Source organism: Salinicola lusitanus, from assembly GCF_003206045.1.
Taxonomy (GTDB): Bacteria; Pseudomonadota; Gammaproteobacteria; order Pseudomonadales; family Halomonadaceae; genus Salinicola; species Salinicola lusitanus.
On record NZ_PZJM01000013.1, the window covers coordinates 115,882 to 129,433 of the forward strand.

A 13,552-nucleotide genomic window follows, 5' to 3' on the forward strand; every position below is an offset into this window, starting at 1 on the left:
CGCACGCGGGGGATGGGATGCCGCGTCGCGCGCTGCTGGCGCCGTGCACGGATGGCCGTGGCCGGAAGCATAGGTGAGTCTCCTCGTCGGGAATCGGATGGCGGCCAGGACGCCGGCCGCCATCCCGCCTTGGGCTTTGCCTAGGTGGCGCTCAGCCATACCGCCGCATTGCCGGCCAGCGTCGCCTCGCTCACCGCATCGGGCTGGCTCTGGGCGAGCAGCGGGGCCGCCGGCAGGGCGATCGGCGTATCGCCCAGGTTGAGCACCACCCGAACGTCGCCGTTGGTCAGCACCAGTACATCCTCGCGCGGGCTCGGTGCCCACGCCAGTTCGCCCTGGCCAAGGTTATGGTCGCGGCGCAGTTTGAGCAACTGCTGATAGAGCGTAAGCGTCGAATCCGGCTGATCGAGCTGACGGTCGACGGCGTAGTCGACGTAGTTGTCCGGCTGTGGCAGCCAGCGCTCGCCGCTGTCGTTGAAGCCGAAGGCCGGGGCGTCGGCCCGCCAAGGCAACGGCACCCGACAGCCGTCGCGGCCGCCATCCTCACCGCCGGGGCGGAAGAAGCCCGGGTCCTGGCGGTAGCGGTCGGGCATGCTGGTGTGATCCGGCAGACCCAGCTCCTCGCCCTGGTAGAGGTAGGCGGAGCCGGGCAGCGCCAGGGTCAGCATGATGATCGCCCGCGCCCGGCGCAGGCCTAGCGCCTCGTCGGGCTGCTCGTCACCGATGCCGATCTTCTGCGGCCGCACGCCGGGATTCGACAGCCCCAGGCGCGAGGCATGGCGCACGCCGTCGTGGTTGGACATCACCCAGGTGGTGGTGGCGCCGACCGCGCCGGTGACGGCGAGCGAGCGGTCGATGACGGTGCGCAGCGCCGCGGCATCCCATTGGGCGATCAGGTAATCGAAGTTGAACGCCTGCTGCATCTCGTCGGGGCGAATGTAGCGCGCCACCCGCTCCGGCTTGAGCCAGGCCTCGGCGACCATCATGCGGTCGTCGCCATACTCCGCCAGGATTCGGTGCCAGCGGCGATAGATGTCGTGCACGCCATCCTGATCCCACATCGGGCCACGGTTGCCGCCCTCGACCATCACTTGTTCGCCGTCCCAGTCCGGCAGGCCCGGCTGCTTGATCATGCCGTGGGCCACGTCGACGCGGAAGCCGTCGACCCCGCGGGCGAGCCAGAAGCGCAGCACGCGCTCGAACTCGTCGCCCACCTCGGGGTTCTGCCAGTCGAAATCGGGCTGGGTGCTGTCGAACATGTGCAGATACCACTGGCCGTCTTCGACCCGGGTCCAGGCCGCGCCACCGAAGATGCTCTGCCAGTTGTTGGGCGGCAGTTCGCCCTGCTCGCCATGCCCGTCGCGAAAGATGTAGCGCGCCCGTGCCGGGCTGCCCGGCGGGTTGGCCAGCGCCTCCTGGAACCAGACGTGTTCGCTGGAGCTGTGATTGGGCACCAGGTCGACGATCACTCGCATGCCGCGGTCGTGGGCACCGGCCAGCAGGCGGTCGAAATCGTCGAGGGTGCCGAACAGCGGGTCGACGTCGCAGTAGTCGGCGACGTCGTAGCCGGCATCGGCCTGGGGCGAGCGGTAGAACGGCGATAGCCACAGCGCATCGATCCCCAGGGCGGCGAGATAGTCGAGGCGTGCGGTGACACCGGCGAGATCGCCCATGCCGTCGCCGTTGGCGTCCATGAAACTGCGCGGATAGATCTGATAGATGACGGCGTCGCGCCACCACTGCTGCTGGGTCATGCGGAACTCCTCGTCACAAGGCGAATCAGGGGCTCGGGGCCGGCGTGGCGATCACCACTGCCGCCGCTTGAGTCGGGTCAAGGTCTGGTCGAGATCGGCGAGCACCGCCGCCGGCTGGGCGCGGCCGGAGAGCACCGCGTGCACACCGTTGAAGATGGCATTGGAGACCCGGGCATAGGCCTCGCCGGTCACCGCCGAGGGGCGCGCCACGGCGTTCATCAGTACCGGGCGCAGCACGCTCATGGTGGGGTTGGCCGCGACCACCTCGGGATCGTCGTAGAGCGCGATCCGGGTCGGGTTCATGCCGTTGTTGAGGGCGTGCCGACGCTGCACCTCGGCACTGGTCATATAACGTGCCAGCGAGATCGCGGCCTCGGGCGCCTCGGTGTAGCGCGAGACGGCGAAGTTCCAGCCGCCCAGGGTGCTCACCGAGTCGCCATCGGGGCCGTGGGGCAGCGGTGCGACACCGATCTTGCCGCGCACTGGGCTGCCTTCACGCTGAGCCAGCGACCACACGTAGGGCCAGTTGCGCATGAACACCGCGTTGCCGCTCTGGAACACGCCGCGCGCCTCCTCCTCGGTGTAGTTGAGCACGCCACGCGGGGCGATATTGCCGATCCAGCTTGCTGCCTCGGTCAGCGCCGCCGTGGCCTGGGGGTTGTCCAGCGTGATCTCGCCATCGGTGTCGACGATACGTCCGCCGCCGTAACCGGCGATCCACTCCAGCGCGTTGCAGGTCAGGCCCTCATAGGCGCGGCCCTGGAAGACGAAGCCCCACATCTCGGCATCGCCGGCGGCGCGCTCGGCCTGCTGGATGCTGGCCGCGGTGGCGGTCATCTCCTGCCAGGTCTCGGGTACCGGGCGCTGGTGCTTGTCGAGCAGATCCTGGCGGTAGTAGAGCAGGCCGGCATCGGTGTACCAGGGCAGCGCCACCAGGCGGCCGTCGACGGTATTGGCCTCGATCAGCGCGGGAAAGAAGGCTTCGCGCTGGTCGGGCGGTACGGCCTCGCCGAGGTCGAGCAGATGCGGTGCCAGCAGCCCGGGCCAGGCGATATCGACCATCATCACGTCGACATCCTGGGAGTGGCTGTTGAGCAGCTGCTGGAACAGCGCCAGCTTCTCGGTGGTGGCGTTGGGTGTGGTCACCACCTTGACGCTATTGCCGCTCTGGGCCGCCCAAGCGCGTGCTGCGGTGGGGCAGTAGTCGCCGTCGCCACCCCCGCCGCAGGCGATGGCGATCTCGGCGGCCTGGGTCCCACCGGCGCTACCCAGCAGCGCGAGCAGGCCCAGGGTGACGCGCCAGCGCCACCGGTTCGCGGATGGTCTGGGGCGGGTTCGCCTGGCGGCGGATCGGTGTGTGTCGGCACCGCTCATGAGGTGGCTCCCTGCGCGGCGGCGGGGGCGGCGTGGCGTTCGAGCGGCGGCACCGCGCGGCCGTCGTGGTCGAACAGATGGCCGTGCAGCGGATCGAAGTCGAGCGTCACCCGCTGGCCGCGCTGGAACGGGCTGGGCGCCTGGGTGCGACACACCAGCAGCTCGCCGTCGTTGCGTTCCAGATAGAGGTAGGCCTCGCTGCCGAGATACTCGACGTTGACGATCTCCAGCCCCTCGCCGCGCTCGCTGGGGGTGGGAATCAGATGCTCCGGGCGCACGCCCAGGGTCGCCTCGTTGGCACTGCCGCTGCCGGCGCTGAAGGCCAGCGGCAGGGCGCGCTGGCCGACGGCCGGAATCTCCACGCGGCAGCCTTGCTCGGCGTCGGCCTCGGCGGTGACCTGGATGAAGTTCATCTTGGGCGAGCCGATGAAGCCGGCGACGAAGCGTGACGCGGGGCGTTCGTAGAGCTCGCGCGGGGTGCCGATCTGCTCCACATGGCCGGCGTTGAGGACCACGATGCGGTCGGCCAGGGTCATCGCCTCGACCTGATCGTGGGTGACGTAGATCATGGTCGAACCCAGGCGCTCGTGGAGCCGCGCGATCTCGTTGCGGGTCTGCACCCGCAGGGCCGCGTCGAGGTTGGAGAGGGGCTCGTCGAAGAGCAGGATCTTGGGCTCGCGGGCCATCGCCCGGCCGATCGCCACGCGCTGGCGCTGGCCGCCGGAGAGCGCCTTGGGCAGGCGCTCCAGCAGGCCGTCAAGCTGCAGGAGCTTGGCCGTGTGGCGGACCCGTTCGTCCACCGTCTGCTTCTCCTGCTTGGCCAGTTTCAGGCCGAAGGCGATGTTGTCGTAGACGCTCATGTGCGGATAGAGCGCATAGGACTGGAACACCATGCCGATGCCGCGCTCCGGCGGTGTCAGGTTGTTGACCCGTTGGTCGTCGATCATCAGGTCGCCGTGGGTGATCGATTCGAGCCCGGCGATCAGGCGCAGCAGGGTCGACTTGCCGCAACCCGAGGGGCCGACGAAGACGATGAACTCGCCGTTGTCGATCTGCATCGAGACGTCGTCGATCACCTGGGTGCTGCCGAAGCGCTTGTTGACTCGTTCGAGCGTCAGACCAGCCATAGTTTCTCCTACCCGAGAACGGGGAAATCAGTAGTGGCGGAAAGCCTCAGAGGCGTTCAGCCCTTGACGGCACCGGCGGTGAGCCCGGAAACGATACGCCGCTGGAAGATCACCACCAGCACCACCAGCGGCACGGTGACGATCACCGAGGCGGCCATGATCGGCCCCCACGGCAGCTCGTACTGGCTGCCGCCGGAGATCAGCGCGATCGCCACCGGTACCGTGCGCTGCGAGTCGGTCAGGGTGAAGGTCAGTGCGAACAGGAACTCGTTCCACGCCGCGATGAAGGCCAGCAGACCGGTGGTGGCCATTGCCGGCCACAACAGCGGCATGAACACCTTGGTCAGGGTTACCCAGGGGGAGGCGCCATCGACGATCGCCGCCTCCTCCAGTTCATCGGGGAGCTGGCGCATGAAGGTGGTCAGGATCCACACCGTGAACGGCAGGGTGAAGATGGTGTAGCTGAGGATCAGCCCGCCGGGGGAGTTGTAGAGATCGAGCGTACGGATCACCTCGAACAGCCCCGAGAGCACCGCCACCTGGGGGAACATCGACACCCCCAGCACGATCATCATCACCGTGGTACGCCCGCGAAAGCGCACCCGGCCCAGCGCCCAGGCCGCGGTCAGGCCCAGCAGCAGGGCGATGAGCACCACGCTGAGGGCAACGATCACCGAATTGCGGATCGCGGCCAGGAAGGTCGGCTGCGACAGCACCGTGACATAGTTGGAGAAGTCCAGACTATCGACCCAGTAGCTCACCTCGAACAGCTGGCTCGACGGCTTCAGCGAGGTCACGATGGCGTAGTAGAAGGGGAAGATGGCGTAGAGCACCAGTACCCCTACCAGCAGCCAGAAGCCGATAGTCAGCGCGATGCTCTTCAGTCTGCGTAGCGTCATGACCCACCTCCCAGCTGGCGGCGTCCGAGATAGAGATAGACCACCGTGACCAGCGCGATGATCATGAACAACAGCGTCGAGGCGGCACTGCCGTAGCCCACGTCCTGGAACTCCACCAGCTGTTGGCGGGCGTAGATCGACATCGTCATGGTCGAGGCGGCGTTGGAGGTCAGCACGTAGATGACGTCGAACACGCGCAGCGCATCCAGGGCGCGGAAGATCACCGCCACCAGCAGGGCCGGGGTGATCAGCGGCAGGGTGACGCGAAAGAACACCCGCACCGGATGGATGCCGTCGACCTTGGCCGCTTCATAGCAGTCCGAGGGCAGCATCTGCAGCGCCGCCAGCACTAGTAGAGCCACGAAGGGGGTCGCCTTCCACACGTCGACCATGATCACCGCCCACATCGACAGACTGGCGTCGGCGGTCCAGGACCGCGGTGCGTCGATCAGCCCCAGAGTCATCAGCAGATGATTGATGATCCCGAACTGGTCGTTGAGCATCCATGCCCAGATCTTGGCCGAGACCACGGTGGGGATCGCCCACGGGATCAGCATCGCCGCGCGCACCAGGGTGCGGCCACGGAAGTGGGCGTTGAGCACCAGCGCCACGATCACCCCCAGCACCGCCTCCAGCGACACCGAGACCAGCGCGAAGTAGAGCGTGTTCCACACCGACTGCCACCACAGCGGGTCGGCGAGAATGCCGTACCAGCCGTTGTCATGGACCAGGTAGTTCTCGAGCCCGATGAAGTTGGCGCCCTCGAGGCTCGACAGGCTGGCGTCGGTGACGCTGAACCAGAAGGTGCGCGCCAGCGGCCAGCCGGCGACCAGCGCCAGGCCGATCAGCATCGGGGTCAGGAACAGCCAGGCCGCGCGTACCCGGCGCCGGCGTACCCGGGTGCCGCGTTCGCGGCGCGGCCGTGCCGGCTGCGTGGCGTCCACCGCGCCGCCCGGATTCTGGGCAGCCGATGTCTGCGCCAGCGTGGGTTGCCGAGTTGCCATGGATTGCCTCCCGGCCGCTTACCAGCGGCGCCGCTTGATGCGCTCGAGTTCGCTCTGCAGTGATGCCAGACCCTGGGCCGCGCCGACCTTGCCGGAGAGCACTTCATGCACGGTGTTGAAGAAGGCGTTGGAGACCCGTGGATACTTGTCGCCGGTCACCGCCGCGGGGCGTGGAATCGCCGAGGTGAAGGTGGTGTAGAGGGTGCCGAAGAAGGGCACCGCGGCGAGCACCTCCTTGTCCTTGTAGAGCGCCGGCAGGGTCGGGTTGTAGGAGCCTTCGATGGCGCGGCGCTTCTGCTCTGCGGGCGAGGTCAGAAAGGCGACCAGATCGGCGGCCATCTGCGGGTGCTCGCTATAGCGCGAGACTGCCAGGTTCCAGCCGCCGAGCACGGCCGCGCTGTGGCCGTCGGCGCCACCGGCGGGCAGCGCCACCACGCCGACCTTGTCACGGATATCGCTCTGCTCGGACTGCACCAGATCCCAGGCGTAGGGCCAGTTGCGCATGAACAGCGCATTGCCCGACTGGAACACCCCGCGGGACTCCTCCTCGGTGTAGTTGAGTACTCCCTTGGGCGAGATATCGCCGATCCAGCTCGCCGCCAGGGTCAGCGCCTTGACCGCCTGCGGATTGTCGACGGTGATGTCGCCGGCATCGTCGACGATGGTGCCGCCACCGGGATAGCTGGCGATCCACTCCAGGGCGTCCACCGTCAGCCCCTCGTAGGCGCGCCCCTGGAACACGAAGCCCCAGAAATCCTTGTGCCCGGCCTGGCGCTCGCCGGCCTGGACGGTGCGTGCCTCCTCGGTCAGCTGTTCCCAGGTGGTGGGCACCGCCAGACCGTACTTATCCAGCAGATCCTTGCGGTAGTAGAGCACCCCGGCATCGGTGAACCACGGCATCGCCACCAGCCGGCCATCGACGGTGTTGTTGTCGACGATGGCGTCGAAGAAGTCGTCAGTGGTGCCCTTGGGCAGGTACTCGTTGAGGTCGACCAGATGCGGCGCGAGCATGCCCGGCCACACCACGTCGATCTGGAACACGTCGATGTCACCGGAGCGCGCGTTGAGAATCTGCTGATAGAGCGACAGCCGCTCGGTGGCCGAGTTGGGGGTCGAGACCACCTCGACGCTGTGGCCGCTCTGGGCTTCCCAGCGCGCGACGCCCTCCTTGCAAAGCGTGAGCTCGGCGCCGACCGCGCCGCAGGAGATGGTGAGATCGGCGGCCTGGACCTGGCCCGCGACGGTCAGTGTGGTCGCCAGCATTAGCAGAGAACGTGTTTTCATCCTGGGCTCCTGGGGAGTGCCGGTTGTTGTTGTGGGCGATCTCGTCGGTGGTCATCGCCGTGCGCCCGAGGGTCGCGGTTGGATGCGGCTCGCCTTGGTCTGCGGCAATCCAGACGCGATCTTAATCGTTTAAGTTCTCGGCCAAGTTATGCCACTTGCGCGAGCCGGCTCAACCCGGACTTTGGTTGTAAAGGGGCGTTGGCGAGGGCTGAGTGCAAAAGCGCGCCGAGCGCTCGTGATGCCCCGGGACGAGGGCGTTAGACCTTGGTCAAAGCGCCTTTCGTCGATATTTTCAGTCGGTTCTTAAACGTTTAAGTTCCGCCTTGCGTCACGACTCGCTGACACCGCCATCCCGTGGTCAGGGCAGGGGACTCGGGGTCGGATCGGGGGATGGCGACGCCCCGCCGCGCAGGTGGTGGGGCGTCCGGCGGGCGAGGGGACGACAACAACCACAACAGGAGCATGTCATGTCCAGATCAGCGATCGATGTGATCGAAGGTTCTCGGCTATGCCGCCCGCGCCGGGCGACACCGGGGTTTCGCAAGACCGGGCTCGCCATCGGTGTGGCGCTGGCCTCACTGGGCGCCGTCTCCTCGGCGCAGGCGCAGTCGAACCAGAGCCTGGAAGCGCGCCTGGCGGCGCTCGAAGCCAGGATGGCGGCGGCCGAACAGCGCGCGGCCACCGCCGAACAGCGCGCCAACCGGGCCGAGCAGAAACTCGATTCGCTCGAGGATCAGTCGCTCGATACGCGTCTCGCCGCGGTCGAGAGCCAGACCGAGAACCGCAGCGCCGAGGCGGCCGAGCAGGGTGACGACGGCCTCTCGCTGAGTGTCTATGCGCGCTCCGGGCTGCTGCTCGGTGATGATGGCAAGAGCGCCCCCGGCGGCCCCTACCTGACCCCGGCGGGGGCCACCGGTGGCGCGGTGGGGCGTCTGGGCAACGAGCCGGACACTTATGTCGAGACCGTGCTCAGCTACCACCAGACCTTCGACAATGGTGCCAAGTCGCTCTACCGCATCATGCTGGCGGACAGCACCACCACCAGCAACGACTGGACCGCCGACGAGTCGCAGCTCAACGTGCGTCAGGCGTTCGTCGAGTTCAGCGATCTGCCCAGCTTCACCGGTCCCTTCGAAAACGCCAAGATCTGGGCCGGCAAGCGTTTCGACCGCAACAACTTCGATATCCACTGGCTCGACAGTGACGTCATCTTCCTTGCCGGTACCGGCGCCGGTGTCTACGACGTGGCGGTCAACGACGACTGGAGCACCAACCTGACGCTCTACGGGCGCAGCTTCAGCGACTTCTCCGTGGTCACCAGCGACAACCCGGATCTGACCGGCAGCACCGACGCCCTGATCCTCTCCACCAACAACTACGTCGGCCCGTTCCAGTGGATGCTCAGCGGCCTCTCCGCCAACGATAACGACGATCGCGACACCGGCAGCCGCGCCAAGGCGGCCGACCACGGTTTCCATGGCATGCTCGCCTACCACGGTGATAGCTTCTTCGGGGTCAGCGACGGCAACACCGTCGCCGCACTGCTTCACGGCGAAGGGCTGGGGGCGGAGGTCAAGTCGCTGGGCTCCGACGGCAACCTGACCAAAGACGCCAAGACCACGCGGCTGGCGCTCTACGGCACCACCTACGTGGCGCCGAGCTGGCGCCTGGCCCCGGCGGTGCTGGCCCAGACCAGCGACGACCGCTACGCCAACGGCGACAGCTACGACTGGGCCACTTTCAACCTGCGCTTCGCCAACGAGCTGACCCAGAACTTCGAGATGCAGTACGAAGCCAGCTACCAGTGGATGGATCTCGACCCCAAGGGTTACAAGGGCCGCAATGCGGTGGAGGGGGGCTACACCCGCTTTACCCTGGCACCGACCTTCAAGCCCCAGGTGGGTGGCTTCTGGCAGCGTCCGGAGATTCGTCTTTTCGCCAGCTACAGCGACTGGGACAGCGAACTCAATAAATTCGCGGGTGACGATGCCCTGGGCAAGGACAACTTCACCGGCGGGCAGTGGACCTTCGGTACGCAGATGGAGGTGTGGTTCTAGGTCGCAAGCCGACCTGGCTCGAGCCCGCCGTCAGCGGCGGGCCGTGTGATCCGACGCCCCGCCGATCGTGATCGGCGGGGCGTCGCCTTTCAGGCGCCGTGGTGCCGGATGACGCTGGCAGGCGAAAGGTCGTGCGGCGTCAGGTGAAGGAGAGCAGCAGCAGGATCAGCGGCGGTGAGAGCAGCGAGAGCAGAAAGCCGCTGACGATGGCCACTGGCACGCAGGCGATGCCGCCATGCTTCTGGATCACCGGCAGGGTGAAGTCCATCGCTGTGGCGCCGCTGTAGCCGATCGCCAGCGGCACCGCGCCGCGGATGAACAGTGGCACCAGCAGAAAGGCCAGAAGCTCCCGGGCCAGATCGTTGAAGAAGGCCGCCCCGCCCAGCACCGGTCCGAGCTGGTCGCCGATCAGAATGCCGGAGAGCGAATACCAGCCAAACCCCGCCGCCATCGCCATCCCCTCGTTCCAGGGTAACTGGAGCAGCGGTGCCGCGATCAGCCCCGCCAGCATCGAACTCACGAATACGGTCGTCGCGATCGCCAGGCCCAGCCGGTTGAGCAGAATCTGGCGCAGCCCCAGCCCCGAATTGCGCAGCTGGCAGCCGATCAGGCCGAGCAGAACGTAGAGCGTCCAGGTGGCCAGGGTCTCGGCCTGGGCCGCCGGGTGCCAGCCGAGCAGGCGCATGCCCGCGCCGAGCAGTACGCCACCGGCGACCACGGCGCACAGCAGCACCGAGCCCTTCATCGCCTGCCACTTGCCGAGTGGCGCGGCATCGTCGCCGGCGATGCGCTCGACCCGTGCCATTGGCCGCCGCGACAGCCACCACAGGGCGAGCAGATTGAGCGGCGAGATCACCAGGAACAGCACCAACGCCGTGGACCCGATGCGGGACAACTGCCCCAGCAGGTTCTCCAGCCCGCCCAGACTGATACCCATCAGCAGCAGGATCACGTAGACCGAGGCGCTGACGCCGCGATCGATGGCCTGACGAACCCCGGCGTGGCGAACGGGGATCAGGTAGCCGACGATCAACGGCAGCAGTATCCACAATAACCCCAGCAGCATGATCCCTCCCGAAGCGAACCCATGAGTCACCGGCAATGACGCGGCACGAAAAAAACGGACGCCGATGAATCGGCGTCCGTGATTGGCAACGAACTCTAGAGGATGTGTGCCGAGGAGGGAAGAACGGCCGGCCGATTATCCGCCGGAAGTGCTCGCCGAGGCCGAGTTCGACGGGGCGAGCGTCAGATCCGTGAGCGTGAGATGGCTGCGTTCCTCGTCGTCGCGCACGTAGCGCATCCCGAGCAGCAGGCCGGGGATCTCGCGGTGAAAGGTCAGGTAGAGATGTCGGCCTCGTTTATCGGGGTCCCAGGTGTCCACGGTGACGCCCGGGAACGTGCCGGCGGGCGTCTGGATGTCGCTACGATCGATCACCCGATAGTAGAGCATCTCCGTCTTGCCCTTGTGATTCTGGTAGTCGAGCTGGCAGGGCGAGACCTGAGTGCTGGCGCAGCGGGCATCCGGCGCCTTGCGTGAAAGATCGAAAAGTGCGGTCTGGCGGTCCGGCAACGCCTGCAACTGGGCCCGGTTCAGATGGTATTTATCGCCAATCCCCACCAGCGAGTACGAACTGGTGTAATCCAGCGCCTGCACGCGGTCGCCATCGAGCTGAAATCGGCCGCGCTCCTCGCCACTGGCGACCTTGATGCTGGCTCGCATGTCGCTCTCCCAGACATCGCCGGTTTGCACGTCATTGCCCCGGTGCGAGAGCTGGTGGGTGATCGTCGCATCCGGCCAGCCGCTGATGTCGAGCCGGTAGTGGGCGGTGAACGGCGTCGGTGCCGCCAGTGCCAAGGAGCTGACGGTCGTCAGGAGCAGAGCGGCAAGGGCCTTGAGAGTCGAAATTCGGTATGACATGAACATCCTCGAAAGCGAATCGGCGATCTATCCCTTTCAGACGCCGAGCCGCCGCCGGTGTTCCCGATCATCAGGCTGGATCAGGCGACGGGCCACACTCTGCCGAGCCGCTCTACCGTGTGTTGCCACTTCGGCGTCGTCGGCTTGCAGACGGTGTTCTGGTTACCGAACAACCCCACCTCGCTGAACGTGTCGTTCCTCGCTACCGTATGCATCCAGCGCACGGGCACGAGATACTCCGCCTCCTCTTCATCGAACCCGGTTTGAAAAAGATGCGGGTACGATTCGTGCGAGAGACCAGTGTCTTGGTCAATGATCTCCGGCAGCGTTCTTCCACCTTCATTCTCGAACCGGTATTCATCGGCCCGGCAGCGCTCGCCGGTGACGATGCCGACACCGACATAACCCGTCTTGGGAATATTCACCCAGACGCGATCCCCCTCGGAAAGCATGGATAACGTCTTCGAGTACCAGGTCGCGCCGCCGCCGGCGATGAAGCCCAGTCGTCTTGCCAGCGACCATGGCCTGTCGTCACCGAACGAGGCGTAGAACTCGCCGTTCCAGGGCTCCTTGCGGCCCTTGGTGATGGCGCGCTCCTGGCTCTCGTCCGGATCGATCATCCAGGCGCGACTCAGGTAGCGGTTGCCGCCATCTTCGAACGCCGCGAAGAACAGCGCGTTGATGGACATCTGCGCGTAGTCGTTGAGATAGGTGATGATGCGCTCGGTGCTGGCATCCAGCTTGGTCGCGACGACTACCATCTGATGCTGTTCGTTGACCGAGGCGTCCGACAGCGCGATGCCGAACTTGGCCTGGAACGCTTCGTCCAGCGTCTCGTGCGGGCGTGAGTAGCGTCTGGCGAAGTCGAGATAGATATCGACGATCTCGCTGTCCCCCAGGCCCGCGATCCACGAGGCGTAGTCGATGGTCTGGGCGACGACCTCGCGAGGCGTCTTGTCCCGCTTGAGTTCGATGATGATCACCGTGCCGTTGGCATCGATCGCCAACAGGTCGATCAGCTTGTCGAAGGCCGTGCGCACCTGCCGGCCGATCAGCAGCCAGTCCCGATTGAGAATCGAGACGTCCTGCATGATCTGCGCTTCCAGCAGCCCCTCATCGGTCAGCCCGGCGGGGCGTAGCCGCTGCGGGTGTTCGCCCACGCCGCTGGCCAGCTTCCAGATACCCTGTTCGATCGCCACTCAATACCCCGCTTCGGGATCGATGGTCTCGACCGCCTTGCCCTTCGACATCGCGTCCAGTGCGTCGGCGACCTGGTCGGCGGCGGCGCCGATCGGCGTGGGGCCTGCCATGTGCGGGGTGATCAGAATGCGCGGATGGCGCCACAGCGGGCTCTCCGCCGCCAGCGGCTCGGTGGGGAAGGCATCCAGCAGGGCGCCGCGCAGGTGGCCTTCGTGCTCTCCTTCACCGAGTGCGTCGAGCAGCGCCGGCTCGTCGATCAGCGTGCCGCGCCCCGGGTTGATCAGATTGGCGCCATTGGGGAGCTTGGCCAGGTTGTCGCGATTGATGATGTGCCGGGTGGCTGGGGTGTCGGGGAGCAGCGTGATCAGCGTCTTGACCTGACGCAGCAGGGTGTCGAGCCCCTCATCGCCATGGTGACAGGCGATGCCTTCGATCCGCTTGGGTGAGCGGCTCCAGCCGTGAACGGGGTAGCCGTCGGCGGCGAGCATCTGCGACACCCGCGTCCCGATGGCGCCGAGCCCCAGCACGCCCACCGGCCAGTCGGGCTTGTCGACGACCGGCACCTCGCGCCACTCGGCACTGGCTTGCTGACGTCGGTAGCGGTCGAAGTCGCGCTGGAAATGGAGTACGCCATAGCGAGCGTAGTCGCCGATCAGTTCGCCCATGCCGGCGTCGCGCAGTTTGACGATGGGGATCTCGCGGGGGAGTGCGGGGTTCTGCAACAGGGCATCGACCCCGGCGCCGAGATTGACGATGCCCTTGAGCGCCCTCTGTTCCTCGAAGACCGAGGCGGGCGGTTTCCAGGCGACCAGGTAGTCCACCTGCGGGTTGCCACTGTCCGCCGCAATCTGGATCTCGGCGTCCGGCAGGCGCTCGAGCAGGATGTTGCGCCACTGCTCGGCGTCACTATGGTAGATCAGGACTCGCATCTC

11 protein-coding genes are annotated in these 13,552 nt (G+C 66.5%); 1 reads left to right on the top strand and 10 read right to left on the bottom strand.

Translation table 11 applies throughout. From position 1 onward, the window contains the following. Positions 1-140: 140 nt before the first annotated feature. The 6 genes from DOM45_RS17475 to DOM45_RS17500 are packed head-to-tail and all read right to left on the bottom strand — an operon-like array spanning position 141 to position 7,442. The gene (locus tag DOM45_RS17475) at positions 141-1,754 is read right to left on the bottom strand and encodes a glycoside hydrolase family 13 protein (protein WP_110602595.1); all 1,614 of its coding nucleotides are present in this window, start codon (positions 1,752-1,754) and stop codon (positions 141-143) included. A gap of 51 nt (positions 1,755-1,805) precedes the next feature. Beyond that, positions 1,806-3,128, bottom strand: coding sequence for an ABC transporter substrate-binding protein (locus DOM45_RS17480; RefSeq protein WP_110602597.1), 1,323 nt, complete (start codon positions 3,126-3,128; stop codon positions 1,806-1,808). Next, entirely contained in the window at positions 3,125-4,255 is a 1,131-nt protein-coding gene (locus DOM45_RS17485; protein WP_110602599.1) for an ABC transporter ATP-binding protein, read from the bottom strand. Before DOM45_RS17485 ends, DOM45_RS17480 begins: the two co-directional genes overlap by 4 nt. A gap of 56 nt (positions 4,256-4,311) precedes the next feature. Then, on the bottom strand, positions 4,312-5,154 hold the full coding sequence (locus DOM45_RS17490; protein ID WP_110602601.1) for a carbohydrate ABC transporter permease: 843 nt from the start codon (positions 5,152-5,154) through the stop codon (positions 4,312-4,314). Beyond that, the gene (locus DOM45_RS17495) at positions 5,151-6,158 is read right to left on the bottom strand and encodes a carbohydrate ABC transporter permease (protein WP_240612449.1); all 1,008 of its coding nucleotides are present in this window, start codon (positions 6,156-6,158) and stop codon (positions 5,151-5,153) included. Before DOM45_RS17495 ends, DOM45_RS17490 begins: the two co-directional genes overlap by 4 nt. An 18-nt stretch (positions 6,159-6,176) precedes the next feature. Further along, entirely contained in the window at positions 6,177-7,442 is a 1,266-nt protein-coding gene (locus DOM45_RS17500) for an ABC transporter substrate-binding protein (protein WP_110602603.1), read from the bottom strand. 467 nt (positions 7,443-7,909) lie between these two features. Between DOM45_RS17500 and DOM45_RS17505 the strand changes: the two genes are divergently transcribed. Next, positions 7,910-9,499 (top strand): carbohydrate porin, encoded by a 1,590-nt coding sequence (locus tag DOM45_RS17505; RefSeq protein ID WP_110602605.1) that lies wholly within the window; start codon positions 7,910-7,912, stop codon positions 9,497-9,499. A gap of 139 nt (positions 9,500-9,638) precedes the next feature. Here DOM45_RS17505 and DOM45_RS17510 read toward each other — a convergent pair whose 3' ends face one another. The 4 genes from DOM45_RS17510 to DOM45_RS17525 all read right to left on the bottom strand — a co-directional run bounded on the left by DOM45_RS17510 (position 9,639) and on the right by DOM45_RS17525 (position 13,549). Then, positions 9,639-10,565 (bottom strand): LysO family transporter, encoded by a 927-nt coding sequence (locus DOM45_RS17510; protein WP_110602607.1) that lies wholly within the window; start codon positions 10,563-10,565, stop codon positions 9,639-9,641. Between the two features lie 135 nt (positions 10,566-10,700). Beyond that, positions 10,701-11,420: a hypothetical protein gene (locus tag DOM45_RS17515; protein ID WP_157958462.1), complete on the bottom strand. Its 720-nt coding sequence runs from the start codon at positions 11,418-11,420 to the stop codon at positions 10,701-10,703. An 80-nt stretch (positions 11,421-11,500) separates the two neighbouring features. Next, positions 11,501-12,619 carry a PDDEXK family nuclease gene (locus DOM45_RS17520; protein ID WP_110602610.1) on the bottom strand — a complete coding sequence of 373 codons (1,119 nt, stop codon included), beginning with the start codon at positions 12,617-12,619 and terminating at the stop codon, positions 11,501-11,503. Next, a complete protein-coding gene (locus tag DOM45_RS17525; protein ID WP_110602612.1) occupies positions 12,620-13,549 on the bottom strand; it encodes a 2-hydroxyacid dehydrogenase in 930 nt (309 codons plus the stop codon). Between the last annotated feature and the right edge of the window lie 3 nt (positions 13,550-13,552).

Bases quoted from the DNA above. Each gene is read 5' to 3' on its own strand.
- DOM45_RS17515 (WP_157958462.1), bottom strand. From the start codon at position 11,420: ATGTCATACCGAATTTCGACTCTCAAGGCCCTTGCCGCTCTGCTCCTG.
- DOM45_RS17495 (WP_240612449.1), bottom strand. From the start codon at position 6,158: ATGGCAACTCGGCAACCCACGCTGGCGCAGACATCGGCTGCCCAGAAT.
- DOM45_RS17510 (WP_110602607.1), bottom strand. From the start codon at position 10,565: ATGCTGCTGGGGTTATTGTGGATACTGCTGCCGTTGATCGTCGGCTAC.
- DOM45_RS17505 (WP_110602605.1), top strand. From the start codon at position 7,910: ATGTCCAGATCAGCGATCGATGTGATCGAAGGTTCTCGGCTATGCCGC.
- DOM45_RS17490 (WP_110602601.1), bottom strand. From the start codon at position 5,154: ATGACGCTACGCAGACTGAAGAGCATCGCGCTGACTATCGGCTTCTGG.
- DOM45_RS17500 (WP_110602603.1), bottom strand. From the start codon at position 7,442: ATGAAAACACGTTCTCTGCTAATGCTGGCGACCACACTGACCGTCGCG.
- DOM45_RS17525 (WP_110602612.1), bottom strand. From the start codon at position 13,549: ATGCGAGTCCTGATCTACCATAGTGACGCCGAGCAGTGGCGCAACATC.
- DOM45_RS17480 (WP_110602597.1), bottom strand. From the start codon at position 3,128: ATGAGCGGTGCCGACACACACCGATCCGCCGCCAGGCGAACCCGCCCC.
- DOM45_RS17475 (WP_110602595.1), bottom strand. From the start codon at position 1,754: ATGACCCAGCAGCAGTGGTGGCGCGACGCCGTCATCTATCAGATCTAT.
- DOM45_RS17485 (WP_110602599.1), bottom strand. From the start codon at position 4,255: ATGGCTGGTCTGACGCTCGAACGAGTCAACAAGCGCTTCGGCAGCACC.